This is a genomic window from Kitasatospora sp. NPDC093679 (assembly GCF_040683455.1).
GTDB classification, from domain to species: domain Bacteria; phylum Actinomycetota; class Actinomycetes; order Streptomycetales; family Streptomycetaceae; genus Kitasatospora; species Kitasatospora arboriphila.
Map to the genome: position 1 here is coordinate 17,834 of NZ_JBFBDW010000029.1, position 24,341 is coordinate 42,174.

General features: G+C 75.4%; 25 protein-coding genes. 12 read left to right on the plus strand and 13 right to left on the minus strand.

All coding sequences use genetic code 11. The annotated features are described in order from the left end of the window. Positions 1–36 precede the first annotated feature (36 nt). The gene (locus AB0O09_RS23115) at positions 37–405 is read right to left on the minus strand and encodes a metalloregulator ArsR/SmtB family transcription factor (RefSeq protein ID WP_363543967.1); all 369 of its coding nucleotides are present in this window, start codon (positions 403–405) and stop codon (positions 37–39) included. A 680-nt stretch (positions 406–1,085) separates the two neighbouring features. On the opposite strand from AB0O09_RS23115, the gene AB0O09_RS23120 reads away from it, so the two are divergent. The 3 genes from AB0O09_RS23120 (at position 1,086) to AB0O09_RS23130 (ending at position 3,684) form a co-directional block, all read left to right on the plus strand. Then, positions 1,086–2,432, plus strand: coding sequence for a PQQ-binding-like beta-propeller repeat protein (locus AB0O09_RS23120; protein ID WP_363543968.1), 1,347 nt, complete (start codon positions 1,086–1,088; stop codon positions 2,430–2,432). A gap of 89 nt (positions 2,433–2,521) precedes the next feature. Beyond that, on the plus strand, positions 2,522–2,980 hold the full coding sequence (locus AB0O09_RS23125; RefSeq protein WP_363543969.1) for a toll/interleukin-1 receptor domain-containing protein: 459 nt from the start codon (positions 2,522–2,524) through the stop codon (positions 2,978–2,980). Between the two features lie 47 nt (positions 2,981–3,027). After that, entirely contained in the window at positions 3,028–3,684 is a 657-nt protein-coding gene (locus tag AB0O09_RS23130; RefSeq protein WP_363543971.1) for a toll/interleukin-1 receptor domain-containing protein, read from the plus strand. 80 nt (positions 3,685–3,764) lie between these two features. Here the strand turns inward: AB0O09_RS23130 and AB0O09_RS23135 are convergent, their stop codons facing one another. The 5 genes from AB0O09_RS23135 to AB0O09_RS23155 form a co-directional block, all read right to left on the minus strand. After that, entirely contained in the window at positions 3,765–4,481 is a 717-nt protein-coding gene (locus AB0O09_RS23135; RefSeq protein ID WP_363543973.1) for a VanZ family protein, read from the minus strand. Between the two features lie 318 nt (positions 4,482–4,799). Beyond that, positions 4,800–5,204: a hypothetical protein gene (locus AB0O09_RS23140; RefSeq protein WP_363543974.1), complete on the minus strand. Its 405-nt coding sequence runs from the start codon at positions 5,202–5,204 to the stop codon at positions 4,800–4,802. Between the two features lie 89 nt (positions 5,205–5,293). Then, entirely contained in the window at positions 5,294–6,517 is a 1,224-nt protein-coding gene (locus AB0O09_RS23145; RefSeq protein ID WP_363543976.1) for a glycosyltransferase, read from the minus strand. Next, positions 6,514–7,359 carry a MerR family transcriptional regulator gene (locus tag AB0O09_RS23150; RefSeq protein ID WP_363543979.1) on the minus strand — a complete coding sequence of 282 codons (846 nt, stop codon included), beginning with the start codon at positions 7,357–7,359 and terminating at the stop codon, positions 6,514–6,516. The genes AB0O09_RS23145 and AB0O09_RS23150 overlap by 4 nt, the downstream gene beginning before the upstream one ends. 146 nt (positions 7,360–7,505) lie before the next feature. Further along, positions 7,506–8,102, minus strand: a complete 597-nt coding sequence (locus tag AB0O09_RS23155; protein WP_363543982.1) for a hypothetical protein — start codon at positions 8,100–8,102, stop codon at positions 7,506–7,508. Between the two features lie 250 nt (positions 8,103–8,352). On the opposite strand from AB0O09_RS23155, the gene AB0O09_RS23160 reads away from it, so the two are divergent. Beyond that, on the plus strand, positions 8,353–10,296 hold the full coding sequence (locus AB0O09_RS23160) for a hypothetical protein (RefSeq protein WP_363543983.1): 1,944 nt from the start codon (positions 8,353–8,355) through the stop codon (positions 10,294–10,296). Further along, positions 10,293–10,859, plus strand: a complete 567-nt coding sequence (locus AB0O09_RS23165) for an SMI1/KNR4 family protein (protein ID WP_363543984.1) — start codon at positions 10,293–10,295, stop codon at positions 10,857–10,859. Before AB0O09_RS23160 ends, AB0O09_RS23165 begins: the two co-directional genes overlap by 4 nt. 62 nt (positions 10,860–10,921) lie before the next feature. Here AB0O09_RS23165 and AB0O09_RS23170 read toward each other — a convergent pair whose 3' ends face one another. The 3 genes from AB0O09_RS23170 to AB0O09_RS23180 form a co-directional block, all read right to left on the minus strand. Then, positions 10,922–11,590 (minus strand): fasciclin domain-containing protein, encoded by a 669-nt coding sequence (locus AB0O09_RS23170; protein WP_363543986.1) that lies wholly within the window; start codon positions 11,588–11,590, stop codon positions 10,922–10,924. A 17-nt stretch (positions 11,591–11,607) separates the two neighbouring features. Next, positions 11,608–13,215 (minus strand): molybdopterin-dependent oxidoreductase, encoded by a 1,608-nt coding sequence (locus AB0O09_RS23175; protein WP_363543989.1) that lies wholly within the window; start codon positions 13,213–13,215, stop codon positions 11,608–11,610. 65 nt (positions 13,216–13,280) lie between these two features. After that, positions 13,281–13,658 (minus strand): hypothetical protein, encoded by a 378-nt coding sequence (locus AB0O09_RS23180; protein ID WP_363543991.1) that lies wholly within the window; start codon positions 13,656–13,658, stop codon positions 13,281–13,283. Positions 13,659–13,876: 218 nt separating this feature from the next. Here AB0O09_RS23180 and AB0O09_RS23185 point away from each other — a divergent pair, with 218 nt between their 5' ends. After that, complete coding sequence (locus AB0O09_RS23185; protein WP_363543993.1) at positions 13,877–14,026, plus strand: hypothetical protein; 150 nt, start codon at positions 13,877–13,879, stop codon at positions 14,024–14,026. Between the two features lie 222 nt (positions 14,027–14,248). Then, on the plus strand, positions 14,249–16,198 hold the full coding sequence (locus AB0O09_RS23190; RefSeq protein ID WP_363543996.1) for a transglycosylase domain-containing protein: 1,950 nt from the start codon (positions 14,249–14,251) through the stop codon (positions 16,196–16,198). A 47-nt stretch (positions 16,199–16,245) separates the two neighbouring features. Here the strand turns inward: AB0O09_RS23190 and AB0O09_RS23195 are convergent, their stop codons facing one another. Next, positions 16,246–17,505: a hypothetical protein gene (locus AB0O09_RS23195; RefSeq protein WP_363543999.1), complete on the minus strand. Its 1,260-nt coding sequence runs from the start codon at positions 17,503–17,505 to the stop codon at positions 16,246–16,248. Positions 17,506–17,731: 226 nt separating this feature from the next. On the opposite strand from AB0O09_RS23195, the gene AB0O09_RS23200 reads away from it, so the two are divergent. The 4 genes from AB0O09_RS23200 to AB0O09_RS23215 all read left to right on the plus strand — a co-directional run bounded on the left by AB0O09_RS23200 (position 17,732) and on the right by AB0O09_RS23215 (position 21,250). Next, the gene (locus AB0O09_RS23200) at positions 17,732–18,913 is read left to right on the plus strand and encodes a HEAT repeat domain-containing protein (RefSeq protein WP_363544000.1); all 1,182 of its coding nucleotides are present in this window, start codon (positions 17,732–17,734) and stop codon (positions 18,911–18,913) included. 159 nt (positions 18,914–19,072) lie between these two features. Then, positions 19,073–19,486: a RidA family protein gene (locus tag AB0O09_RS23205; protein WP_363544002.1), complete on the plus strand. Its 414-nt coding sequence runs from the start codon at positions 19,073–19,075 to the stop codon at positions 19,484–19,486. Positions 19,487–19,586: 100 nt separating this feature from the next. Then, positions 19,587–20,225 carry an RNA polymerase sigma factor gene (locus AB0O09_RS23210; protein ID WP_344625752.1) on the plus strand — a complete coding sequence of 213 codons (639 nt, stop codon included), beginning with the start codon at positions 19,587–19,589 and terminating at the stop codon, positions 20,223–20,225. Then, complete coding sequence (locus tag AB0O09_RS23215; protein WP_363544004.1) at positions 20,222–21,250, plus strand: CU044_5270 family protein; 1,029 nt, start codon at positions 20,222–20,224, stop codon at positions 21,248–21,250. The genes AB0O09_RS23210 and AB0O09_RS23215 overlap by 4 nt, the downstream gene beginning before the upstream one ends. 49 nt (positions 21,251–21,299) lie before the next feature. Here AB0O09_RS23215 and AB0O09_RS23220 read toward each other — a convergent pair whose 3' ends face one another. From AB0O09_RS23220 to AB0O09_RS23230, 3 genes are all read right to left on the minus strand, one after another. Further along, a complete protein-coding gene (locus AB0O09_RS23220) occupies positions 21,300–22,121 on the minus strand; it encodes an ABC transporter permease (RefSeq protein ID WP_363544006.1) in 822 nt (273 codons plus the stop codon). Continuing rightward, the gene (locus AB0O09_RS23225; protein ID WP_363544008.1) at positions 22,118–23,113 is read right to left on the minus strand and encodes an ATP-binding cassette domain-containing protein; all 996 of its coding nucleotides are present in this window, start codon (positions 23,111–23,113) and stop codon (positions 22,118–22,120) included. Before AB0O09_RS23225 ends, AB0O09_RS23220 begins: the two co-directional genes overlap by 4 nt. A 156-nt stretch (positions 23,114–23,269) precedes the next feature. Beyond that, the gene (locus AB0O09_RS23230) at positions 23,270–23,959 is read right to left on the minus strand and encodes a helix-turn-helix domain-containing protein (protein WP_363544010.1); all 690 of its coding nucleotides are present in this window, start codon (positions 23,957–23,959) and stop codon (positions 23,270–23,272) included. Between the two features lie 43 nt (positions 23,960–24,002). Here AB0O09_RS23230 and AB0O09_RS23235 point away from each other — a divergent pair, with 43 nt between their 5' ends. After that, positions 24,003–24,329, plus strand: coding sequence for a rhodanese-like domain-containing protein (locus AB0O09_RS23235; RefSeq protein WP_359989288.1), 327 nt, complete (start codon positions 24,003–24,005; stop codon positions 24,327–24,329). The last annotated feature ends 12 nt before the right edge of the window (positions 24,330–24,341 follow it).

A 24,341-nucleotide genomic window follows, 5' to 3' on the forward strand; every position in this document is an offset into this window, starting at 1 on the left:
GCCCCGGACGCCCCGGACGGCCCGGACGACGGTCGGTCAGCCGAGCGGGCCCGGGCGGAGGTCGCCGAGCAGCTCCGCCCGGCCGGTGATCACGTCGGTCAGGATCGACCGGGCGACGGCGAGCAGTTCGGCGACCTCGGGGCTGGCGATCCGGTAGATCACGGTGGCGCCGTCGCGGCGGGAGGTGACCACCCCGGCGCGGCGGAGCACGGCGAGCTGCTGGGAGAGGTTGGAGGCCTCCACGCCGACGTCGGTGAGGAGTTCGGCGACGGCGTGCTCGCGCTGGCTGAGCAGTTCGAGGACCCGGATCCGCACGGGGTGGCCGAGGGTTTTGAAGAACTCCGCCTTGATCTGGTAGAGCGGCACCGTGGCGACGGAGGGTTGCTGCGAGGCGCCGGCATGCATGGGGGGTCACCGTCCGTGTCGTGGGTTCGCGTACTGGTTCGACTGTAGCAACGCAGGTCACAGGCCCGGCCTGTGACCGGGCACGAGGGCTCGTGGGTGTCGGCGGCCTCCGCGACGCGCTCCGGGGACCGTATCGGCCCGGGGGCACCGGGCGCTGCCACACGCAGAAGTGAACAGATGCGCAACTGGCCAAGTCGCCGCCTCCGAACGGGTGCACGGAGACGGCGCGGCATCCGGCTGCGGGCCCCGCACGGCGCCGGCCGGCCCCCACCCGCCGGTACCGCGCTCCTCTGCGCTGCCCGCGCGCTCCCCTGCCGCGCCGTGCGCCGCTGCACGGTCCGGTCGGGAGCCGCGCGCCCGGCGTGCGGCCGCCGGGGGCCCGTTCCGTTCGTGGTCGTCGGTCCGCCGGGCGGCGGGGTCGGGGCGGGTCCGCCGCCGGGCGCGCACCACCGGGACCTCGGGAACGGCGGGCCGCGGGCACCGGTACGGTCCGAAATCCCCGCCTGCCGTGCTCCGGACCGGTGGCAGGATCTGTCCCGATCGGCCGCCCCCGGCGCAGCCCGTGGAAAGACCGCGGCCGCGCGCACGGTGCCCGGATCCCTTCCGGCGTGCGGCCCCACGAGCCCGGGGAGCCGACCGCCGCGACGGCGGCAGCCCGGCGACGGACACAGGCGAGGTGCATGGTGCGATCCGAAGCACGCGGCGGCCGGGCTGCCGCAGGAGGCCGTCCCGGCAGCCGGGCCGTCGGCCGGCTGCTCGTCCTGCCGCTGGCGCTGCTGCTGTCGGCCGCCTGCTCCTCCGGCGGATCGCCACCGTCCGGCTCCGGCGACCTCGCCTCCGCGGCGGCACCGTCGAGCGGTGCCGCCGCGGCTCCGTCCGCCGGTGCCGGTGCGAGTGCCACGACGGCGTCCGCCGGCGCCGCGCCGGGGACGGTCCTGCCGCTGGACCGCCTCACCTCGCTGGCACCCTGCCCCGGCACCGGCGGCGTCCCCGTCATCAGTACGCAGTTCCTGGCCGGCGGCCTCATGATGACGGGGTGTTGGACCGACGACCCCGTCCGGACGACGGTCGTGGACGTCGTCCACGGCACCCTGGCCTTCACCCGGGACGACCCGCAGGGCACCGCGCGGATCCCCGCCGGCAACCACGTCTACGTCGTCTCCCGGGCCGTGACTCCCGCCGGCGCGCTCACCAAGGCGGAGAACCACTTCTTCGTCGAGTGCCTGGAGGCCCGGACGGGCCGCTCGCTCTGGAGGAGTCCCGTCGAGGACTGGGTGCCCGCGGAGCGGCGCGACGACGACTCGGCCGGCCGCGCGGAGGCCGTCGAGGGCACCGACGAGGAGGACGGGCACCCGCACACCGTCCTCGTCTCGCTGCACGGCAGCACGCTCCTCGACGGCGACACCGGCAAGGAGCTGTGGCACGGCGAGGCGTCCCGCAGCGGCACCGAGTACTCCCCGTACGGCGTCCGGCTGGAGCAGCCCGACGTGGATCCGGCGAGCGGCATGACCGTCAAGGGCTTCTCGCTGGTCACCGGTCGGCAGCGGTGGTCCGTCGACGTGCCGCCGCTCCCGAACCCGCAGGAGTACCCGGACGGCCCGGTCAGGATCCTCCACAGCACCGACCGGGCGGTCTTCGCCTACGACGTGCGGACGGGGAAGGTCGTCGCCCGGGGACCCGTGCCGAAGGGGCTCGCCGACGTCGTCCAGGGCGGTGGCAGGATCCTCGCCACCACCGACGGCGGGAAGCGGCTGGCGCTCTACCGCGTCACCGACATGACGGCGCCGGTCTGGAGCATCCCGGTCGAGGAGACGAAGCCCGCCGTGGTGCGGTCCGGCCTGGTCGGGGTCAACGGGCCGCGCGGCGTGGTGCTGCTGAACGCCGAGGACGGCTCGGTGCGGTCCGAGGTGCAGGACGCCTCGCTCGTCTTCGGCTCCGGCGCGATCGGCGCCGTACCCGCCTACGGGCTGGGGATGCTCGGCAACGACAGGGCCGTCGTCCTCGACACCGACCTGCAGACCCGCTGACCCGCTGACCCGCTGACCGGCGCGGCCCCGGCGACCCGCACCGAGCCGCACCGACCCGATGTGTGCACCTGGACGAGAGGAGAGCGCGGATGACGACCGGAGTACCGCCGAAGGCCGACTTCTTCATCAGCTACACCCGGGCGGACAGCGCCTGGGCCGAGTGGACGGCCAAGGTGCTGGAGGACGCCGGCCACACGGTCGTGGTCCAGTTCCTGGACTTCGCCGTCGGCGACAACTTCGTCCTCGCCATGGAACGCGCGCTGGCCGGCTCGCAGCGCCTCGTCCTGCTGCTCAGCCAGGCGTACATGCGCTCCGGATTCACCGCGGCGGAGTGGTCGGCGGTCTTCCGCCTGGACCCGGACGGCCGGCGCCGGCTCCTCGTCCCGCTCCTCGTCGAGGACTTCGAGCTGGACGGGCTGCTCGGGCCGCGCATCCACATCCCGCTCCACGACGTGGACGAGGCCACCGCCCGCCGGCGGCTGCTCGACGGCCTGCAGGACCCGCGCGCCACCCGGAACCCGGATCCGCCCTTCCCCGGCCGCTCCTGACCTCACATCATCCGCCGGCCGCGCGGCGGGGAACGGACCGGTACACCGTGATCGACTTCTTCGTCTCGTACGCCGAGGACGACCTGTCCTGGGCCGAATGGATCGGCTGGCAGCTCGAATCGGCCGGGTACAGCGTCCGCCTCCGCGCCTGGGACCACGCACTGCCCGGCACCAACCGGGTGCTGGCCGAGGACAGCGACCTCGGGAACGCCGAGCGCCTGATCGCCGTCCTGTCGCCGGACTACCGGCTGTCCGCCGACTCCCGCGCCCAGTGGTCCGCGTTCCTGCGCACCGACCCTGCGGGCGAACGCCGCCGCATCGTCCCGGTCGAGGTCGTCCCCGGCCACGGCGGCGCGCTGCTCGGCAACCTCGAACCGGTGTCGCTCGTCGGGCTGGACCGCAGGGCGGCGCAGCGGGCCCTCCTGGCCGCGGTGCGCGAGACCCGCCTCAAGCCCTCCCGCAGCCCGGGCTACCCCGGCCGCCGCGCCCCCGCCTATCCGGCCGGCGGCCTCGCGGCCCTCGCGCCCGACACCCGGATGCTGCTGATCCTGCTCGGCATCGACGGCGCCGCGTTCCTCTACGGCGCCCTCGCCTACACCGGCCGGTCGGGCGACTCCGGCGACCTGTGGCGCAGCCTCGTCTTCGTCCTGCTGCTGGTGGTCACCCTCAGGTCGACCGGACGATGGTGGCGCCGCCGCTTCTGACGGGACGAAGGGAGAGGGCCGGGGTCCTCTCTTACGGTCGGGCGTCTGAGGGTACCGAGCCGCGCGGTGTGCCGGGTGGTTCAGCGTGCCGGTAGCGGGGCCGGTCGGGGCCGGTCCGACGGTGCCGGGTCGGCGGCACGCCACCGGCGGCGGGAGGCGAGGGCGGCCAGCCCGGCGCCGGCGGCGTTCAGCAGGACGTCGTCCACGGAGGACACCCGGTCCAGCCACAGCACGTACTGCGCCGTCTCGACCAGAACGGAGCAGCCCGCCCCCAGCGCCAGGATCCGCGGCACGGACGCGAGTGCCGCGAACCGCATCGGGGCGAAGTAGCCGAGCGCCGCGAACACCAGCAGGTTGCCGACGACCTGGACGGTCGCCGTGACCGGGCTGCCGGCGAGGACCTCGATCAGGTCCCGCAGGGGCACCAGGCTCACCCGGCGGGGAGCGGTGCCGGCCCCGGCGCCCGGCAGCATGATCATCCACACCCACGGCAGCGTCCCGTAGGCGATGCCGACCTCGGCCAGCGCGCTGCGCCGCGCCCACCCCGGCGAGGTGCCGGTGGCACTCCGGCGGCGTGCCAGCGCCCACACGGCCAGCGCGGCCAGCGGCAGTCCGGCCGTGGTGAGGAACACCACGCCGTTGATCGTGCCGAGCCAGGCGTGCCACCCGTCACGGTGGTGGTGGAGCGGCCGCTGCGCGAGGAAGGCCACGACCGCGGCACCGAGGACCGCTGGGCCGGCGAGGACGGCCCTGCGGATGCGGCGGGCCGGTGCTGGGGGTGTTGCGGTACGGTCCATGGCTCCACTGTCGACGGCGGGCCGGCCGGCCCGGCCACGGCGGCTGCTGATCGTTCGTCCGCGAGTATCGCACTGCCGCGACTCCCGGGCGGCCGTGCCGTCAGGACCTCCCCGCGGGACGGCGTGCGTCAGAAGGGCCACTCGTCGTCGAGCCGGCCGCGCTCCACCAGCAGCGAGACCGGCTCCGGCGGAATCCACCCGGAGAAGGTCAGGGCCCGGCTCTCGAGATCAGCGGCATCCACGGGCCGGAACCCTAGCGCGTGTCCTCGGAGGCGCACGGGACGCCTCCTGGCGCGCGCCTCCGGCCGTGCGGTCGTGTCAGCCGCCGCGCAGGGCCTTGTGGGCGCCGTAGGCCTCCAGGAATCCCTGGATCGCCTGCAGGTCGTCGCCGAAGGCCGTGGGCCGCCACTTCGCCTTGCCTCCGCCGCGGTAGCGGAGGTCCAGCCAGACGGCGATGCTCACCGTGCTGCTGTCGGAGAAGCTCTGCCCGCGGACCTTCAGTTCCACCCCGTCGAGGTCGGCGAAGCCCACGACGTCCGGCGGCGTCCGGTCGTCGCGGTACTCGACGGCGCCCTCGGGAGTGATCACCAGCAGCGGGTCGGGGTCGCGCGAGGACCCGTGCAGCAGGCCGGACAGCTTTCCCCGCTTCTTGGTGAAGACCCGCCAGTTCGCCGGTGCGGCGCCGTGGCGGGCGTGTTCGAGGATGGTCTGCGGGTCTGTCATGCCGCCTCCGGTGTCTCCAGGACCACGATGGATTGTCCGTCCACCGGGGAACGGCCGCCACCGAGGAGCGCCCGCCACCGCGGCTCCGGTCAGCCGTCCGTCAGCTGCCGGACGGCCAGCAGGACGCGGCCCGCACCGTCCTCGCCCGCCATGTGCTCGGCGGCCCCCGCGGCGGCCCGGGCGTACGCCGGCCGGTGCACGACCCGGCGCAGTGACTCGGCCAGGGCTTCGGCCGTGAGGGACCGGAAGGGGATCGGGTCGGCGGCGGCGCCGATCGCGGCCAGCCGTCCGGCCCAGAACGGCTGGTCGGCGGTGACCGGCACGGTGACCGCGGGCACGCCGGCCCGCAGTGCGGCGGCCGAGGTGCCGGCCCCGGCGTGGTGGACCACCGCGGCCAGCCGCGGGAACAGCAGGGCGTGCGGGAGGTCCCCGACGGTCAGCACGTCGTCGCCCTCGGCCGCGAGTCCGGCGGCGCCGGCCTGGAGGATGCCGCGCAGCCCGGCGCGGCGCAGCGCCCGGACGGCGAGGTCGCTCAGCCGCTCCCCCTCGCCGGACGCCATGCTGCCGAAGCCGACGAGCACGGGCGGCGGGCCGGACCGCAGGAAGTCCTCTACCTCTGGCGGCAGTCGGTCGTCGGCGTCGACATGGGGCCACCAGGTTCCCGCGATCTCGAGACCGGGGCGCCAGTCGGCGGGGCGGCGCACCAGGGCGGTGCTGAAGCCGTACAGGACGGGCCGGTTCGCCCGCTCCTGCCGGCGGCGCATCGCGGCGGCGGAGCACGGCGGCAGCCCGAGGCGGCGCCGCAGCTGCGTGACGGCGGGGTCGTAGAGGCGGTCGGCGACGCGGAGCGCGAGGTGTCCGGTCATGCGGTTGCCGAAGCGGCCGAGCGGTCGGACGCCGGGGACGGTCGGCGGGAAGTCGCCGGTGGGGGCGGTGGGTTGGAGGTGCACGCCGAGGCTCGGGATGCCGGTGGCCTCGGCGAGGTGCCAGCCGAGCGGTGCCGTGGTGGCGGACAGCAGGAGCAGGTCCGCACCGCCGTCCACGGCCTCGGCGAAGCCCTGGCCGAGTTCGGTGACGAACGCGGCGGCGGTGCGCATCAGTTCGCGTCGGTCCGGGGCAGTGCCGGTGCCGGGGCGCGCCTTGGTGTCGGCGGGCAGGCTGCGGAACTCCAGTCCGGCGGCGCGGACGAGGGGTGCGAAGGGGTCGGCGGCGGCGAGGGCGACCTCGTACCCGGCGCGGCGCAGTTCGGCGCCGAGGCCGGTGTAGGGCGCGATGTCACCGCGTGATCCGGCGGCGGCGATCAGGATCCTCATCGGGTCCCCCCGGAGTCGGAGCTGCCGGAGTCGGAGCTGCCGGAGTCGGAGCGGCCGGAGTCGGAGCGGGCGGCGGTGCGGCGGTCGGCGTTGGCGTGGACGGCGGCGTGCAGGTACCCGGCGAGGCCCGGCCGCTGCTGGGAGGGCGGGACGACCAGGGCGAAGGCGCGCGGGTCGGCGGCGAAGTCGTCGGCGATCCGGCGGTGCATCTCGGGTGGGCAGGTGGTGAACCAGCGGGCGATGTGCAGGCGGTGCTCCTCGGCGAGGTCGCCGGCCCGCTCGCCGTCGCTCGGTTCGCCGTCGTCGAAGGCGGCGAGCAGTTCGGTCCGCCAGGCGGCGGCTTCGGCCATGAGCCGGCGCCAGTCCTCCTTGCTGTGGGCGGCGGCGCGCGCCATGGACTCGCGCTGTCCCTCGGAGTGCGCCCACTTCTGCTGGGCCTCGGTGGCGTAGCTGAGGTCGAAGGCGATCTCGCCGAACACCTCGAAGCGTTCCTGCGGGGTCATCGCGACGCCGGTCCGCTGGACGGCGATCGCCTGTTCCGCGACCTCGGCGAGCCGCTGGAGCCTGGCGATCTCCTCGCCCAGCCGGCGCTGCCTGTCCAGGAGGTGCTGCAGGGCGTTGGCGTCCGGGTCGGCGAGGATCGCGGCGATCCCGTCGAGCGGGATCCCGAGTTCCCGGTAGAAGAGGATCTGTTGGAGCCGGGCGAGGTCGGCGTCGTCGTAGAGGCGGTAGCCGGCGTCGCTGCGGCCGCTCGGCGAGAGCAGTCCCGCCCGGTCGTAGTGGTGCAGTGTGCGGACGGTCACCCCGGCGAACGCCGCGACCTGTCCGACGGAGTGGTTCATCCCCGTGTCCTTTCGTCGACCTCAGCCTGGGGCCTGACGCAGGGGGAGGGTCAATTCGGCTCCGGGGCTCCGGCCGGCGCCGGGGCGGGTGCGCCGCCGGCCCCTCGCCCCGGTCGTCGGAGGAGGGGCGGCGGTCCGGAGCCCGCTTACGGGTTGACGCTCAGACCCTGTGCGATGAAGACGACGGTGTTGTGGGCGTCGGTGCGGACGGTGAAGACGTTGCCCTGCCAGCCGAACGCGCCGGAGGCGTTCTTGCCCTCGCCGTGGGCCTTGAAGAGCTTGGCGAGGTCGTCGGCGGTCGCGGCGGGTGCCGGCTGCTTGCCGGGGGTCTGGAGCAGCACCTTGGCGGTGGACGCCAGGGGGTAGGTGTCGGTGGGGGCGTCCGGCTGCCGCTCGACGGTCGGCGCGGTGGCACCGTCGTGGCAGGTGACCTTGGGGGCGCTGCCGTTGAGCAGGAGGCCGGTGGTCTCGGTCTGGATGCCCTCGACGTACACCCACTTGGCACCGGCCGCCGGCCCGCACGGCTCCTTGCCCGCGGAGGCACCGGTGCTCGGCGTCCCCGCGGCCTGCGGGGCGGCGGAGGTACCGGCGGACGTCGCCGTGGTGGCGGGCGCGGCGGACGCCGTGGTGGACGACGCGGACCCCGCGGAGCCGCTGCCCCCGTCGGAGCCGCAGGCGGTCAGCAGGGCTGCGGCGGCAGCGGTGGCGAGGCAGGCGCGAAGGACGCGTGCGGATGCGGACATGGTGATGGACCTTCCCCCGTGGAACGTGGACGTGCCGTCGCCGCGACGACCGGCTCCCGCACCGGCATGTCCCCCTGGCGAACGGCGCGTGACACCGTATCAGCCCAAGATCCACTCGCACGCGGGCCGGCACCCGCCGCACGCGGCCACCGGGTGCGGTACCGTCCCACGGCGCCCCCCGCCCCGCTGTCGGCGGCGGTGGGTAGGGTCGGCGGCACCTGATCGACCGAGCACCACGGGAACGCGCACCATGAGATCTCCGGACGAGCTGGACGGCGTCCAGTGGGACGCCCTCGACCACGCCTACGGTCCCGCCGAGGACGTGCCCGAGCTGATCCGCGCGCTCTACGGGGACGACGAGGAGGCCGCCTCCGAGGCGGTCCACGAACTCTTCGGGAGCATCCACCACCAGGGCACGGTCTACGAGGCCTCCGGCCCGGCCGTCCCCTTCCTGGCGCACGCCGTCCGGTACGCCCCGGGCCACCGCACCGACCTGCTGATGCTGCTCGCCGTGATGGCCGACCACGACCCGGCGGCCGTCGGCTCGCCGCCCCGGCTCGGCACCGAGGTGGCCGCCGTCTGCACCGAGCTCTGCCGCGTCCTGCCGGACCTGCTGCCCTGCCTGGGGGACGCCGAGCCGTCCGTCCGGCGGGCCGCGCTCCGGGTGGTCGCGGCCGTGGCCGACCTGCTCCCCGCCGGTTCCGCCGCTCCGACGCTGGTCGAGGGCCTGTACGCGGCCGATCCGGTGCCGGCGGTCCGGGCGGACGCGGCGACCGTGCTGGCCCTGTTCGGCCGGGAGACGGGGGCGCTCGACCACCCGCTGCGGGAGGTCAGGCTGGCGGTCGCCGTCCTGGAGGCCGAGCGGTCCGGGCCGCCGTACCGGCCCGAGCTCGTGGCGGTGGTCGCCACGGACGGCGCCGAACCCGGCCTGCGGGAGGACGACCTCCCGTGGGCCGACGGCACCGTCCGCGGCGACCGCCTGGCCGCGCTGCTCGTCCGGGACGCGGACGCCGCCCTCGCCGTGGCCGCCCGCTGGATCGCCGCCGGCGACCTCGGCTCGTGCGGCTCCTGGCTGGCCCGGGACGTCGCCGAGGCCTGGCGCGACCGCGAGCCCGAGGTGGTGGACCTGCTGCTCGCCGCCCTGCCCCACCAGCCGGACCCGCAGACCCGCAGCGCCCGGCTCCACGTCCTCGCCGACTGGATCAGGCACCTGCCGGAGCCGGGCGCCGAACTCCGCGACACCCTGCACCGGTACGCGGTCGCCGACGACCCGAGCGCCGGGGCGGCCCTCCTCGCGCTGGTGCACGCCCGCGACCCGCGGGCGCTGGACCTGCTGCTGGACGAGGCGCCGGACCGGGCGCCGGACCACGGGCCGGACCGGGCAACGGACCCGGTGCCGGGCCGCCCCGGCAGCACGCTGCTCTCGGCGGCGGCCCGGTCCTTCCCCGACGCCGCCGACCGGCTGGTGCCCGCGATCCGCCGCGCGCTGGCCGCCGGCGCCGACGGCAACGCGGCCATCGCCCTCGTCGGCGCCCTGGAGCGGTTCGGCCCGGCCGCCCGGCAGGCCCGGCCCGAACTCACCGACTGCCTGCGGACGGGCCGCGCCGCGATCGTCGCCGCGCGTCTGCTCGGGCTCCTCGGCGAGCGGACCGAGGAGGTCACCGACCTGCTGCAGGAGGCCGCGCTGAGCACCGACTCCGCGTTGAGCGGCGCGGCGGCCGCCGCCCACCACCGGCTCACCGGCGAGGCCGGCCCGGCGCTGCGCACCTTCGAGCGACTGCTCTCGGGCGGCGGTCAGACCTCCTGGTACCTGGCCCACCTGCAGTCACTGGGCGCCGCCGCCGCTCCGCTGCTGCCGGTCGTCGAACGGCTGCTGGACGGCGGCGACTGGACGCGGCTCGCGGCCGCCGAGGCCCACCACCGGATCACCGGCTCCCCGGACCGCGCCGTCCCCGTCTTCGCGGGCCTGGCCGGCCCCAGCCCCGTCGGCCTGGCGGCCCTGCGCGCCCTCGCCGCCGTCGGCCGCACCCCCGAGGAGCTCCGCCCGACCCTCCGCGGTCTCGCCTTCTCCCCGCTCCGCCTGCTCACCGACTCCGGACTCTCCGCCACGGGCCACCCCGACGAAGAACTCCGCGCCCTGGCCCGGACGCTGCTCGCCGCCGGGTCCGCCACCGAACCGGCCGCCACGCGGTGAACGACACGACAGGGGACGCCGTCGCGCGCGGTGCGGTCGAGCAGCTCGTCCGGCTGCTCCCCGGGCCCCACCGCAGCCGCGCCAAGGCCTGGACGGCGGTCGAGGCCGCGCTGGGGTCCGGACTCCCCGGTGACTACCGAGAGTTCGTCGAACGCGTCGGCGGCGGGCACGTCGACGGCTACCTGTACGTCCTGGAGCCTGACTCCCCCAACCCGTACCACGACCTCGTCGACGCGGCCGAGGAACGGGCCGAGGCCTTCGAGTATCTCTGGGGGAGCTCGGAGGAGCCGCCCGCCGAACTCCGCGAGCCGGGCGCCCGGTTGATCCCCTGGGCGTCGACGGACAACGGCGAGTTCCTGTACTGGCTCGTCCGCCCCGGCCGGCACCCCGACGCATGGACGGTCATGGTGAACGCGGCCCGCGAAGCCCGGTGGGAGCACTACGACCTGCCGTTCGCCGGCTTCCTCGTCGCCGCCCTCACCGGCCGGATCCGTTCCGACGTCCTCACGGACGCCTTCCCCACCGCGCCGCACGGCTTCGCCCCGTTCGCTCCGCCCCGCTGAGGGGCGGGCCCGATCGGCGGCCGGCCGCTGACGCACGGGCCGCCGATCGGACGCGCCGCCGGTCAGGAGGCCGGCATCAGGACGGTGTCGACGATGTAGACCGTGGCGTTGGCCGTCCGGACGTTGCCGCAGACGACCTTGGCGTTGCCGTTGACGGTGAAGTCCTCGCCGGAGCCGGTGACCGTGACGGCGCCGCCCTCCAGGGTCTTGTGCTCGCCGGGCAGGGCGGCGGGGGCGAGGCGCTCCGGCACCACGTGGTAGGTGAGGATCTTGGTGAGCTTGGCCTTGTCGGCGAGGACGGCGTCCAGCGTCGCCTTCGGGATCTTCGCGAACGCGTCGTTGGTGGGCGCGAACACGGTGACGTTCTGCGCCGAGTTGAGCGTGTCGACCAGCCCGGCCTTGGTCACGGCCGCCACCAGGGTGGACAGTGCCGGATTGTTGGACGCGGCGGTGGCGACCGGGTCCTGGGCCATCCCGGCGAACGATCCGGCGCCCTGGGACGGCACGGCAGCACACCCGGCACCGAACGGCTGCCCGGCCGCCGGCGCGGCCTCCGCGGCCGGGGCCTGTCCGGCCGGGGACTGGCCCGCCGGGGTCTGCATGGCGGTGGCGGGGGCGTCCGCACCGCCGTAGGAGTCGGTGCCGCTGCTGCTGCAGGCGACCGGGCCGAGGGCGAGGGCGCCGGCGGCGAGCAGGACGGCGAAGGACTTGGAGCGGGAGAGACGGGACACGGGATCCTCCTGGGTTCTCAGACGACGGTGACGACCGTGCTGTGCCAACCCGTCGAACCGGACGGGAACGGGGGCGTGCGGGTTTCGGGCTGGGTCCGGCCGGCCGCGTCGGTGGCGCGGACCTCGATGCGGTGGGTTCCGGGGGTGGCGCCGCGCCAGCTGTGCGACCACTGGCGCCACAGGTCCGGGCCGCCGTCGGCGGCGAGCCCGGCCTGCTGCCACGGCCCGCCGTCGACGCGGACCTCCACGGCGGCGACGCCGCGGTGGGTGGCCCAGGCCGTCCCTGCGAGGTCGACGTCGCCGGCCGGGACGCGGGCGAACGGCGCGGGCACCTCGATCCGTGAGGCGGTCCGCACCTCACCGGTGCGGTCCCAGCCCCGCCGCACCCAGTACGGGTCGAAGGCGGCGAAGCGGGTGACCTCCAGCTCGACCAGCCACTTGGTGGCGGAGGTGTAGCCGTAGAAGCCCGGCACCAGGGACCGACAGGGGAAGCCGTGCGCGACCGGCAGCGCCTCCCCGTTCACCGCCACGGCCAACAGCGCCCGGCGGCCGTCCAGGACCGACTCCAGCGGCGTGCCGATCGTCATGCCGTCCCGGGAACGCCCGACCAACTGGTCGGCCCCGGGCCGGATCCCGGCCCGGCGCAGCAGCGCGGGCAGCGGCGCGCCGAGCCACCGGGCGGTGCCCGCGTACCGGCCGCCGACCTCGTTGGAGACGCAGGTCAGCGTGAGGTCGAGCTCTTCCAGTGGCTGGCGCAGCAGATCGTCGAAGCCGAGGACGACGGGGTGGTCGACCAGGCCGTGGATCCGCAGCGACCAGTCCCGCGGGTCGATCGCGGGCAGGGTGAGGGCGGTGTCGACGCGGTAGAGGTCAGCGGTCGGCGTGACGAAGGCGGTGAGGCCGGGCACGGCCGGATGGACGCCGGCGGGCAGGGGCCGGGCGGGGACGGCGGGTGCTGGCAGTCGGACGGCGGCGCGGGCGGCGCCGACGTCGTTGCGGCTGTCGGCGAGGTGGCGACCCCCGGCGGCGCCGAGGGCGGCCACGCCGGCCGTGGCGCCGGTGGCGACCAGGACGGTCCGCCGGCGGGGGCCGGTCGTGGCGGGGTCCGGGGAGCCCGGTGGGTCGGCGGGCCGGGCCGGGGCGCTCGCGGTGGCGTTGCGCAGCGAACGGGAGAGGAACCAGAGGGCGGTGGCGTCGGCGAGGCCCGCGGCGACGGAGGGCAGCGCGTCCGCGGCCCGGGCGGTGGGGCGCGAGGCGGCCGCCCAGACGCCGAGGGCGCCGAACAGGGCGACGACGGCCGTGCCGAGGCCGGGGCGCCGCCGGGAGACCAGCCCGGAGAGGACGGCGAGCAGGGCCGCCACCGTGTAGATGCCGGCGAGCAGGGCGGCCTTGTCGTGGGTGCCGAAGGAGCGGATCGCGTACTCCTTGAGCCAGGTCGGGGCGAGGTCGATCGCGGCCGAGCCGACGGCGAGGACCGGGGAGCCGCCGGGGCCGGTGAACGCCGCGGTGAGTTCGCCCGCCGCCAGTGCCGGCCCGGCGGCCACCAGGCCCACCGCACCGGCGGCGCACGCCCGTCCGAGCCTCGCCCTGCGGCGGTCTGTCCGGGGGTCATGGTCGTTGCTCACAACCGGTATTCGGCTCGGCCGGTGGTGCGGATGGGTGCGAATTTCCCGCCCGGTGCCGCCGGAGGTCAGAGGTGTTCGAGGATGCCCTCCGGGTCCTCCGTCGCCGCCTCGGTGAAGTCCGCGAAGTCGAGGTTCGCGATCATCAGGTTGACGTGCACCTCGTGCACGGCGGCCGGGGACGCGCGGAACCCACGGGCCGGCGGGTCGTCGGCGGGATCCTCCTCGTCGCCGGTGTCGAGGGCGAGCAGGGCGAGGCGGGCCGACTCCATCGTGGTCCGGTCGGCGAGGAACACCACCCCGAGGTCGGTGTCCCGGCCCGCCGCGGCGCGGACCGCCTCCGGCGTCGCCCCGGCCCACACCGGGTCGTCGACCAGGTGGACCTCGGCCTCGTACTCGCCGTGCAGGCCCCGGCCCGGCTCGCCGCGGCCACCACCGCACGCCACGCAGCCGGGTCGGTGTGGTCGGTCCTGACGATCAGTGCGGCGGAGTCCTCACGTCCGGCGATCTCCGGCAGTTCCGTCACGGCGTCCCTCTCCCTCGGCCCGGTGTCCGCCCGGGCTCTCCCGTCCACCACCGACACCACCCCCAGGGCCGGCACCCGGGGGAGCCCGGCCCGCCGCTCGACGGCGGGGCACCGTACCCGTTGCCGTTCCGTCCGCTCGTGCCAGGCGAGCGGGCGCTGCCGGAGTTCTTCGGCTTCCGGGCCGAGGGCTGCATCGACGCGGGCGAGGACGTCGAGCCGGTGGTGGACGGCCGGCGCGTCGGGATGCACGGCTTCCACGTGGTGCGGGCGGCGGACCACGGCGGCTGAGCATCCGTCAAGTCGACACCCCCGCAGTGCGGCATGGCGAAGATCACAAGGCCGGGACGGGGTGCATCGCGCGTCTATAGGGCGGGGGGTGACGTTGTCGTCGACGGATCGGAGCTGAGTGTGCGTGTCCCAGGACGGCGCCGGAGCGGTACTGCAGGATCGGGGAGGCGCCGGCGGCGGGCCGGAGCGCGGACGGGACGGGTCCGCCGGGTGCTCCGGCGGATGCGGCCGGCCTACCCGCGGCCCGGGCTGCGGGGCCTGCGGCGGTGGCTGCCGTCCTGGCGGCAGCTGCTGGCCGTCCTGCTGACCGGGGTGGCGGCGCTGGTCGGCACGGTCGTCTGGCTGTTCGCGACCACGCACGTCCCGGACGACCTCAACTCCTTCGCCACCCAGCAGAACAACGTCTTCTACTGGTCGGACGGCACCGAGATGGCCCGCACCGGCTGGGTGAACCGGCAGGAGGTGCCGCTGGAGAAGGTGCCGGAGTCCGTCCGCTCGGCGGTGCTCGCGGCGGAGAACGCGACCTTCTACTCGGACGCGGGCGTCTCCCCCACCGGCATCACCCGGGCCGTCTGGACGATGGTGACCGGCGGCGACACCCAGGGCGGCTCGACGATCACCCAGCAGTACGTCAAGAACATCTACCTGACCCAGGAGCGCGACCTCTCGCGCAAGGCCAGCGAGATCGTGATCGCGGTCAAGCTGGACCAGCGGCTGAGCAAGGACGAGATCCTCGCCGGCTACCTCAACACCAGCTGGTTCGGCCGGGGCAGCTACGGCATCCAGCGGGCCGCCGCCGCGTACTACGGCAAGGACGTGTCGGCGCTGAACCCGAGCGAGGCGGCCTTCCTCGCCTCGCTGCTCAAGGGCGCCTCGCTGTACGACCCGTCGCTGAGCAAGGACAACTACCAGCGGGCGGTCGAGCGGTGGTCGTGGGTCCTGGACCGGATGGTGGAGACCGGGAAGCTCCCGGCCGCCGAACGCGCCCGCTACACCGACTTCCCCCGACCGCTGGCACCGCCGGTCGCCCGGGGCCTCGGCGGCCAGACCGGGTACCTGGTGGACCTGGCCGAGAGCTACCTGGTCTCCCATTCGGCGATCACGCCCGCCCTGCTCGACCTGGGCGGCTACCAGATCCGCACCACCTTCGACCGGCAGCGCACGGCCGATCTCACCGCCGCCGTGCAGAGCGCCGGCCCCCGGCTGGACCCGGCCCGTGAGGCCGACCGGCACGCACGGATCGGCGCCGCCTCGGTCTCCGCGGACGGGCGGATCCTCGCCCTGTACGGCGGGCCCGACTACCTGAAGCAGGGCTTCGACAACGCCAACACCTCCAACGTCCCGGTCGGCACGGCCTTCACCCCGATCGTCTACGCGGCCGCCCTCGACCAGGGCGTCCGCAAGGGCCGGGAGGGCGGCCGGAGCCCGGTCGCCCCGGCCACCCGCTACGACGGCGGCGACGGGATCCCGGTGATGACGCCGGAGGGCCCGTACTGGGGGCGGGACGGCAAGATGGCGAAGACCGCCAACGACGGCCACAAGAACTGGGGCAGCATCAGCCTGCGCGACGCGGTCGCGCAGTCGGTGAACGGCCCGATGATGCAGCTCGGCATGGACGTCGGCCTGGACCGGGTCCGTACGACCGCGGCCGGGCTCGGACTGCTCCCGGACACCCTCGGCGACCTGGTGCCGTCCTTCTCGGTGGGCAACTCCCGTCCCAGCGCGATCCGGACGGCCTCGGCGTACGGCACGTTCGCGGCCGGCGGGATGCACACCGACCCGTACTCGGTGGTGTCGGTGACCCGCAACGGCACGCCGGTCGTGCTGATCCGGCCGGCCCCCTTCCGGGCGCTGCCGGAGCAGGTCGCGGACCGGGTCGACGAGTCGCTGCGGGACGCCGTCCGCTCCGGCAGCGCCCGTGAGGCCGCCGCGGCGGGCCCCGGGACGGCGGGCAAGACCGGGACGACCGAGGACCGCACCGCCGGCTGGTTCGTCGGCTACCAGGGGCAGGTCGCCACCGCCGTCACGGTGTTCCGGATGGACGCGACGAGCATGCAGCTCCTCCCGCTGGACGGCCTCGGCGGCTCGCCCACCACCGACCCGGTCTCCACCTACCCGACCCGGATCTGGACGGCCTACGCGCAACAGGTCACCGCCCGGACCGGCCGGTAGGCCGTCCGCCCTCCGGGACCGGGCGGCGCCCGGTCCCGGAGGGGCGGCTACTTGACCAGGGCGGACCAGTCGGCGGGCTGGGCCGGGTCGAGGCCGCGCAGCCGCTCCAGCACCTTCGGGTCCTGCGCGTCGAGCCAGTCGGCGAGTTCCTTGAAGGAGACGCAGCGCACGCCCTCGCGCTTGCAGACGCCCTTCACCACGTCCTCGATGGCCTGCATGTAGATGCCGCCGTTCCAGGTCTCGAAGTGGTTGCCGATGAACAGCGGTGCGCGGCTGCCGTTGTAGACCCGCTCGAAGCCGTTGAGGTAGCCGTCGCGGGTCTCCCGCTCCCAGGCCTGGTACTTCTTCGGATCTCCGTTGGTGCTCTCCCCGGACTGGTTGGCGAGGAAGTTGAAGTCCATCGACAGGACCTGGGTGGGCTTGCCCGGGTAGGGGACCATCTGCAGCGGGAAGTTCCAGATGCCGTCCTTCTTGGCCGGCCAGACCTGGAACTCGCCCGGCGAGCTGGCGTCGTACCGGAACCCGGAGGCCTTCTCCGCGGCGAGCAGGTTCTTCTGGCCCTCCAGGCAGGGGGCGCGGCCGCCGACCAGCTCCCGGGTGTAGTCGAACGGCAGCGCCGGGACGTCCTTCATCCCGGTGTTGGTCTTCCAGTCGGTGACGAAGGAGCGGGCCTGGTCCAGCTCGCTCTGCCACTCCGCGACGCTCCAGTCGCCGCCGCCCTTGGGGCCGCAGAAGTGGCCGTTGAAGTGCGTGCCGATCTCGTTCCCGTCGACCCAGGCCTGCCGCACCTGTTCGAGCGTCGCCCGCAGGTGGGTGTCGGTGGGGAAGGAGATGTCCGCCTTGCCGACCGCGTGCTGCGGCGGGTGGTACAGCGACCGCTTGGAGTTGGGCACCAGGTAGATGCCGCTGAGGAAGAACGTCATGTGGGCGTCGTTCTCCTGCGCGACCTTGCGGAAGTGCGAGAACAGGTGGTCCTCGTTCTCCAGCGCGCCGTCCCAGGAGAAGACCACGAACTGCGGCGGTTTCTCACCGGGTTTGAGCTTCTCGGCCGGCGGCCGGTTCGGCTGCGGCCCGGTGTCGGAGGTGGAGCCGTCGCCGATCGACCGGACGACGCCGTCCCAGGTCGGCGAGGGCGACGGCACGGGCGTCCGGGTCGGCGCCGCCGTGGCCGTCGCGCTGCCCGCCGCGGCGGCCGGGACGGCGCCCGCGGACTCCCGGTCGCCGTCGGAGCCCGGCAGCAGCGCCACGGTGACGGCGCCGGCCACGCCGACCGCGAGCAGGCCGGCCAGGCCGCGTGAGGTTCTCATCCTCGTCCTCGTTCCTCGGGGGGCAGCCGGGGCGGCCGGCTGCGGTACGAGCGGGCCGGCCTCGGCGGCCGCGCCCGCGGACCGGTCACCCGTTCGACCGTCCCTGCATGGACAACGCTCCTGACCACCCATCAGGTTGCAGGCGAACCGGAAGAGATCCGTCCGACCGCCCTCCGGCCGCCGAAAACTCCTTGGCGGCACCGGCCCGTTCTGCCACGATCACCCGATGACCGACTCCCGCGCCGCCGCCCTCCGCAACCTGTGGGGACGTCAGCTGTACCGGCGACAGGACGACCCGGCGGCCTGGGCCGAGGGCGTGCTCCGCGCGACCGGCCTACCGGTCACCGCCGTGACGGCCGCGATGGCGGGCGAACTGGACGCCCTGCCCGTCGACGGCGCCGCCCACCTGCTCTTCCGGACGGTCGCCAAGGTCGCCGCCGATCTGCGCGGGAACGGCATGTACGACGCCGACTCCGGCGAGCGGATAGGCCCGCTGGCCCTGTGCCTCGCCGAACGCGAACCCCGGCTCGCCGGGACCCTGCGCACCGCCCTCGGCCACCCTCCGGACGGCCCGGACTCCCTGGTCTCCGCGCACGCCGCGGACCTGCGCGGAGACCGCCCGACCCGGCTGCGGGCGGTCGACGCCCTGCTGGAGTGGGCCGAACTCGGCGACGCCCAGGCGCTGGCGGCGCTGCACGCCGTCGCGACCGACCACCGGGTGCACGACCCCGCGGTCTGGGACAGGGCCCTCGGCCGGATCGCCCTGTTCGGCGACGGGGCCCTCGAACCGGGCCTGCTGCGTGCCGTCGCCGACACCCGCCACCGCGGCGTGCGGCGGTCGGCACTGGCCTGCGCGGAGCTCGGCCTCGCACGGGCCGTTCCGTCGATCACGGCCCTGCTCGGCCATGCCGACGGGGCGGTCCGCGAGGGCGCCTGTCGGGCACTCGGCCTGCTCGCCGCCCCGGCGGCCGTGCCGGGCCTGGCGGCACGGCTGGACGACGAGGTGCGGCGGGTGCGTATCACCGCCGCCGGGGCGCTCGGCCGGATCGGCGGCGAACCGGCCCGCGCCGTGCTCTGGCGGGCCATGACGGAACGTCCGGACCCCAGGGCCGGACACCTGGCCTCCGCCGTCGCGGCGCTCGGCCCCGCCGTACTGGACGACCTCGTCACCCTCGCCACGGCCCCCGACCCGGACCTCCGCGCGCTCGCCTGCCGCGCCCTCGGCGCCACCGGCGACGCCCGGGCCCTCCCGGTGCTCCAGCGCCTCGCGTCCCACGACCACACCAGGACGAGCCCCGGCGGCACGGTCGCCACCACCGCTGCACGGGCCCTCGGAACCACCCGTCGCCCCACCCCGACGGCCACACCACCTGCCGGCGCCCGGCCTCGGGGACAGGTCCAGCAGTAGGGCGACTCACCGCCCACACGGGCACGTCGGGTCGGCCCGATCCCGGCTGCAGGTCCGCACCCGGTGCGATATTCGGTGTCGGCCGGTCGGGCCCGGCCGCGAGGATGACGGATCGTGCACGGCCGCGCAGGGTGCCCGGCCGTCGGAGGGAGTGACGTCATGTCGGAGATCACCCGGATCATGGAGCCGGCCGGGGTCGCGCCGAGCGGCCGGTACAGCCATGTGGTGAGCGGGCGGGGGCGGTTCGTCTCGGTGGCCGGGCAGGTGGCGCTGGACGAGAAGGGCGAGCTGGTCGGCGCGGGCGATCCGCTCGCCCAGGTACGGCAGGTCTTCACCAACCTGGAGCGCTGCCTCGACGCCGTCGGCGCGGGCTGGCGGGACGTGGTCAAGCTGACGTTCTTCCTCGCCGACATCGCCGACCTGCCGGCGGTCCGCACGGTCTGGGACGAGGTGCTCGACCCGGAGCACGCGCCCGCCAGTTCCGCGGTGCAGGTCGCGGCACTCGCCCGGCCCGACTTCCTGGTCGAGATCGAGGCCTTCGCGGTCGTGCCGGAGGAGCGGGCCGCGCCCTGACCGCCGCCGCTCGACCGGGCACGCCGGGCGTCGGGAAGGGCTTTGCGGGGCGGCCGGAGATCGACGGGGAACCGCACCGGACAAGCGGACAGGTAGGGGTGTGGAACTGTCACTGCGGTCCCGGCTGCGCGCCGGGCACCAGAGCGCCTTCGGGGAGATCTTCGATGACCATGCCGACGCCCTCTACGGCTACGCCCTGCGGACGCTCGGGGACTGGGCCGCCGCCGAGGACGTCGTCTCGCTGACCTTCCTGGAGGCCTGGCGGCTGCGCGGCAAGCTGCTGGAGGACGGCGGCAGCGTACGGCCGTGGCTGTTCGGCATCGCCGCCAACGTGCTGCGCAACACCGCCCGGGCCGCCCGCCGGCACCGGGCGGCGATGGCGCGGCTGCCGGAGCGGGAGGCGGTGCCGGACTTCACCGACGAGCTGGTGGGCCGGCTCGACGACGACGCCCGGCTGGCGGCGACCCGGCGGGCGCTGGCCGGGCTGCGCCGCGGTGAGCGGGAGGTGTTCGCGCTCTGCGTCTGGTCGGGCCTCGACTACGCGGCGGCGGCCGAGGCGCTCGGGGTGCCGGTCGGCACCGTCCGGTCCCGGCTGTCCCGGGCGCGGACCCGGCTGCGCGGCCTGGCCGAGGAGGAGTTGGCGGCGGTGCGAAGAGGTGCGGAACCGTCCGGGCGCAGCGGACAGGTACGGGGTGACCGCGTCCCTGCGGTCCGGTCGGTGGAGGGGAAGGGCGCATGAACGGCATCCCGGAGCACGACGGACCGGCGCTTCCCGCCGACCGCCGCCAGCTGTTGAGGAATCATCTGATGAACGAGATCGGCACGGAGTACGTCGGGCCCGCACGGCCGCGGCGTCGGCTCGCCCGGATCGCCCTGCCCGCCCTGGCGGGCGCGCTGTCGCTGTCGCTGGCCCTGGTGCTCGGCGGCGGCGACGACACGGCGGGGACCACGGCGGCGCCCGCCCCGCCCGCCCCGTCCTCCGGCGCCCCGGCGTCGGCGGCTCCGGCGGCTCCGGCGGCTCCGGCGGCCGGCGTCCAGTTGCTCGACCGGATCGCCGCGGTGGCGGCGAGCAAGCCGGCCCCGGAGGTGAGGGACGGCCAGTTCGTCTTCGTGAAGTCGCTGGTCAGGTTCCCGGACTACACGCCCGACGGGCCGGTCCCGGGCACGCTCCACGAGCGGCAGGTCTGGCTCTCGGTGGACGGCCGCAAGCCCGGTCTGCTGCTGGACCGCACGCTGGTCAACGCGGCCGACATGAAGTCGACGGACACCGGCCGGCCCAACCCGGACGGCACCCTGCCGCTGGACACCAACACCACCCCCAACCTGCATGCGCCGACCTACCGGTTCCTCGCGGGGCTGCCGACCGACCCGGACGAGATGTTCCAGCTGCTCAACTCCGAGCCGCACGACCGGAAGTGGACGGACCAGCGGCCCTTCGGCACCATCGGCGACCTGCTCGGGGAGCAGATCGCCCCGCCCGCGGTGACCGCCGCGCTCTACCGGGCCGCGGCGAGGATCCCCGGCGTGGAGCTGGTCCAGGACTCGGTGGACGCCGTCGGCCGGCACGGCGTCGGGGTGGGGCTCACCTCGGCGGACGGCGTCCGGCAGGAGTGGATCTTCGACCGGAGCACCAGCGAGTTCCTCGGCGAGCGCCAGGTCCTGCTGCGCAACGGCCCCCGGGGCAAGGCCGGCGACGTGATCGCCGAGACGGCCGTGCTGGCCCGCGCCGTCGTCGACGAGCCGCGCGCGCTGCCGCGGGGCTGACCCGGTCCGGGGCGCCCGCCCCCCTCGCGGGGCCCCGGCCGGCGGCCGGTCAGACGGCCCGCCGGTAGAGCCAGACGCCGAGGGGGGCGAAGACGGCGACGATGCCCGCGTCCCAGGCGAGGGCCTCCCAGACGGCGGTGCCCGCCGGGCCGCCGAGGACGAGGACGCGGACCGCCTCCGCGGTCTTGGAGACCGGCTGGTGCTCGGCGAAGGCCTGCAGCCAGCCGGGCATGGTGCTGACGGGGACGAACGCGGACGAGGCGAAGACCAGGGGTGCGAGCACCGGGAAGGCGGCGGCCTGCGCGGTTTCCGGGTCGCCGACGGCCATGCCGACCACCGCGAAGATCCACGACATGGCGAAGCCGAAGGCCAGCACCAGCAGGACGCCGCCGAGGAAGGCCGCCACCCCGGCGTGGATCCGGAAGCCGAGGGCGAAGCCGACGGCGGTCATCAGCGCCACCACGAACACGTTCCGTGCGAGGTCGGCCGTGGTGCGGCCGGAGAGCACGGCCGATCTGGCCATCGGCAGCGAGCGGAAGCGTTCCATGAGGCCGGTCTGCATGTCGGTGGCCAGGCCGATCGCGGTGTTCATCGAGCCGAAGACGGCGGTCTGCACGAAGATGCCGGGGATCAGGAAGTCGACGTAGCCGACGCCGGGCGGCAGGGCGGGGGCCACCACGCCGCCGAAGACGTAGCGGAACATCAGGACGAAGACCAGCGGCTGGATGGTCGAGAAGACGAGCAGCCGCGGGACGCGGCGCAGCGCGACGAGGTTGCGCCAGGCCACCGCGAGGCCGTCCCGCACGGGTGCGGTGATCCGGGTGCCGAGCCGGCCGGTGCCGGTGGCGGTGGTGGCGGCGGTCGCGGTCACGGGGTGCCTCCGGTGGTCGCCTGGCCGTCGGCGCCGTCCTCGGTGGGCCGGGCGGCCCGGGTCCGGTGGCCGGTCAGTGCGAGGAAGACGTCGTCGAGGCTGGACTCGCGGACGGTGACGGTCTGCGGGACGAGCCGGTTGCCGTCGAGGGAGTGCAGGACGTCGAGCAGCAGCCGGGATCCGTCGCGGGAGCCCAGCCGGAGCAGCACGCCCTCGCGTTCGGGCGGTTCGCCGAGGCGGTCGGTGAGGACGGTGGCGGCCTGCGCGGCGCGGGTCTCGTCGCCCATGCCGAGTTCGATGACGGTGTTGCCGAGTCGGGTCTTGAGGGCGGCGGGGGTGTCGTCGGCGATGATCCGGCCCTCGTTGACGACCACGACCCGGCCGGCGAGGCGGTCGGCCTCCTCCAGGTACTGGGTGGTGAGCAGGACGGTGGTGCCGTCGCGGACGAGTTCGCGGATCAGGTCCCACAGGGCGGTGCGGCTGTGCGGGTCGAGGCCGGTGGTCGGTTCGTCGAGGAAGAGCACGGGCGGTTCGGGGACGAGGGCGGCGGCGATGTCGAGGCGGCGGCGCAGTCCGCCGGAGTAGGTGCGCACGGGGCGGTCGCCGACGTCGGCGAGGTCGAACCGGTCGAGGAGTTCGGCGGCCCGCGGGCGGACCCGGGCGCGGGGCAGCTGGGTGAGTCGGCCGATCAGCCGCAGGTTCTCGCGTCCGGTGAGGTTGGGGTCGACGGCCGCGTACTGGCCGGCCAGGCCGATCAGCCGGCGGACGGTGGCGGCCTCGCGGACGACGTCGTGTCCGAGGACGACGGCCCGGCCGCCGCTAGGCCGCAGGATGGTGGTGAGGATCCGGATGGCGGTGGTCTTGCCCGCGCCGTTCGGTCCGAGCAGGCCGAAGATGCTGCCGGCCGGGACGTCGAAGTCCACCCCGTCCAGCGCGGTCACCGCACCGAACCGCTTGCTGAGGCCGACGACGCTGATGGCTGCCTGTCCCATGAGGGTGTCCCCCAGTCGTGACGACGACGGTCGTGACGACGGCGGACGACGGCGCCGGGTCGCCCGGCCGGACCTCGTTCCATTGTCGTCTCCCCCGGCGGCCACGGCAGTGGGAGCCCGGGGCAACCACATGGGGAAGCCACGACAGCCGGGCGGTCAGGCGCGCCGGGGCGTGGCCAGCCGGGCGGCGAGCCGTCGGGCGCCGGCCCGGATCCGCTGCTCGCCGAGTTCGGGCAGCAGTGCGGCGACGTGCTCGGCCGCGAGCGGGGCGAGCAGCGCGTGGGCGTCGTGGTCCGGGTCCTCGGAGCGTCCGGCGAGCAGGATCGCGGCGTGGCGGTGCCAGAAGCGGTAGGCGCCGATGCGGTAGCGGGCGCCGCGGGCGGCGGTCTCGGACATCCGCACCAGGTCGAGGTGGGCCAGCAGGTGGTCGAGGTAGGCGTCGGTGAAGGCGGTGAGCCGGTCGGCCGGGTCCGGGTCGGGGCCGTCGCCGGGGCCCGGGCCGAGCGGGGCGGGCCCGCGCAGGATCGCCTCCTGGAGGTCGCGCTCGCGGGCGTCGAGCAGGGCCGCGGCGAGTCCGGACCGGTCGCCGAAGCGGCGGAAGAGCGTGCCCTTGCCGACGCCCGCCGCGGCGGCGACCTGGTCCATGGAGACGGCTTCCGCGCCGTGCTCGGCGAACAGCCGGGCGGCGGCCTGCAGGACGGCGGCCCGGTTGCGGGCGGCGTCGGCGCGCTCGACCGGCGGCGGGGTGCGGAGCAGTTCGAGGTCCACCGGGCGGGCGACGGGCGCGTCGCCGGGGTGCGGGGGGATTGCAGAAACGGACTGCGGTCCGTTAATGTCGGAAGCCATAACCGGACTATAGTCCGAATCCGACTCCCCGTGGAGGTACGACATGACCGCGCTCATCACCCGGGACGAACTGGCGGCCGCGATCGAGGCCGGCACCGTCACCGTCCTCGACACGCTCGGCGGCGAGTACTACGCCGCGCAGCACCTGCCCGGCGCCGTCCCGCTGGTGCGCGCCGAGGTGGACGCGCTCGCCCCGGGCCTGCTCCCCGACCTCGGCGCCGCCGTCGTCACCTACTGCTCCAACGAGGCCTGCCCGAACAGCGGGCAGGTCGCGGACCGGCTCACCGCACTCGGCTACACCGACGTCCGCAAGTACCGCGAGGGCATCCAGGACTGGGTGGCGGCCGGCCTGCCCACCGAGTCCGCCTGACGGCCGGCGGCG

What these genes read in the sequence shown, in the direction of transcription:
- AB0O09_RS23125 (WP_363543969.1), top strand. Translation starts at nt 2,522, where the DNA reads ATGACGACCGGAGTACCGCCGAAGGCCGACTTCTTCATCAGCTACACC.
- AB0O09_RS23225 (WP_363544008.1), bottom strand. Translation starts at nt 23,113, where the DNA reads ATGGGACAGGCAGCCATCAGCGTCGTCGGCCTCAGCAAGCGGTTCGGT.
- AB0O09_RS23235 (WP_359989288.1), top strand. Translation starts at nt 24,003, where the DNA reads ATGACCGCGCTCATCACCCGGGACGAACTGGCGGCCGCGATCGAGGCC.
- AB0O09_RS23160 (WP_363543983.1), top strand. Translation starts at nt 8,353, where the DNA reads ATGAGATCTCCGGACGAGCTGGACGGCGTCCAGTGGGACGCCCTCGAC.
- AB0O09_RS23190 (WP_363543996.1), top strand. Translation starts at nt 14,249, where the DNA reads ATGCGGCCGGCCTACCCGCGGCCCGGGCTGCGGGGCCTGCGGCGGTGG.
- AB0O09_RS23155 (WP_363543982.1), bottom strand. Translation starts at nt 8,102, where the DNA reads ATGTCCGCATCCGCACGCGTCCTTCGCGCCTGCCTCGCCACCGCTGCC.
- AB0O09_RS23230 (WP_363544010.1), bottom strand. Translation starts at nt 23,959, where the DNA reads ATGGCTTCCGACATTAACGGACCGCAGTCCGTTTCTGCAATCCCCCCG.
- AB0O09_RS23135 (WP_363543973.1), bottom strand. Translation starts at nt 4,481, where the DNA reads ATGGACCGTACCGCAACACCCCCAGCACCGGCCCGCCGCATCCGCAGG.
- AB0O09_RS23205 (WP_363544002.1), top strand. Translation starts at nt 19,073, where the DNA reads ATGTCGGAGATCACCCGGATCATGGAGCCGGCCGGGGTCGCGCCGAGC.
- AB0O09_RS23200 (WP_363544000.1), top strand. Translation starts at nt 17,732, where the DNA reads ATGACCGACTCCCGCGCCGCCGCCCTCCGCAACCTGTGGGGACGTCAG.
- AB0O09_RS23120 (WP_363543968.1), top strand. Translation starts at nt 1,086, where the DNA reads ATGGTGCGATCCGAAGCACGCGGCGGCCGGGCTGCCGCAGGAGGCCGT.
- AB0O09_RS23140 (WP_363543974.1), bottom strand. Translation starts at nt 5,204, where the DNA reads ATGACAGACCCGCAGACCATCCTCGAACACGCCCGCCACGGCGCCGCA.
- AB0O09_RS23115 (WP_363543967.1), bottom strand. Translation starts at nt 405, where the DNA reads ATGCATGCCGGCGCCTCGCAGCAACCCTCCGTCGCCACGGTGCCGCTC.
- AB0O09_RS23145 (WP_363543976.1), bottom strand. Translation starts at nt 6,517, where the DNA reads ATGAGGATCCTGATCGCCGCCGCCGGATCACGCGGTGACATCGCGCCC.
- AB0O09_RS23150 (WP_363543979.1), bottom strand. Translation starts at nt 7,359, where the DNA reads ATGAACCACTCCGTCGGACAGGTCGCGGCGTTCGCCGGGGTGACCGTC.
- AB0O09_RS23195 (WP_363543999.1), bottom strand. Translation starts at nt 17,505, where the DNA reads ATGAGAACCTCACGCGGCCTGGCCGGCCTGCTCGCGGTCGGCGTGGCC.
- AB0O09_RS23215 (WP_363544004.1), top strand. Translation starts at nt 20,222, where the DNA reads ATGAACGGCATCCCGGAGCACGACGGACCGGCGCTTCCCGCCGACCGC.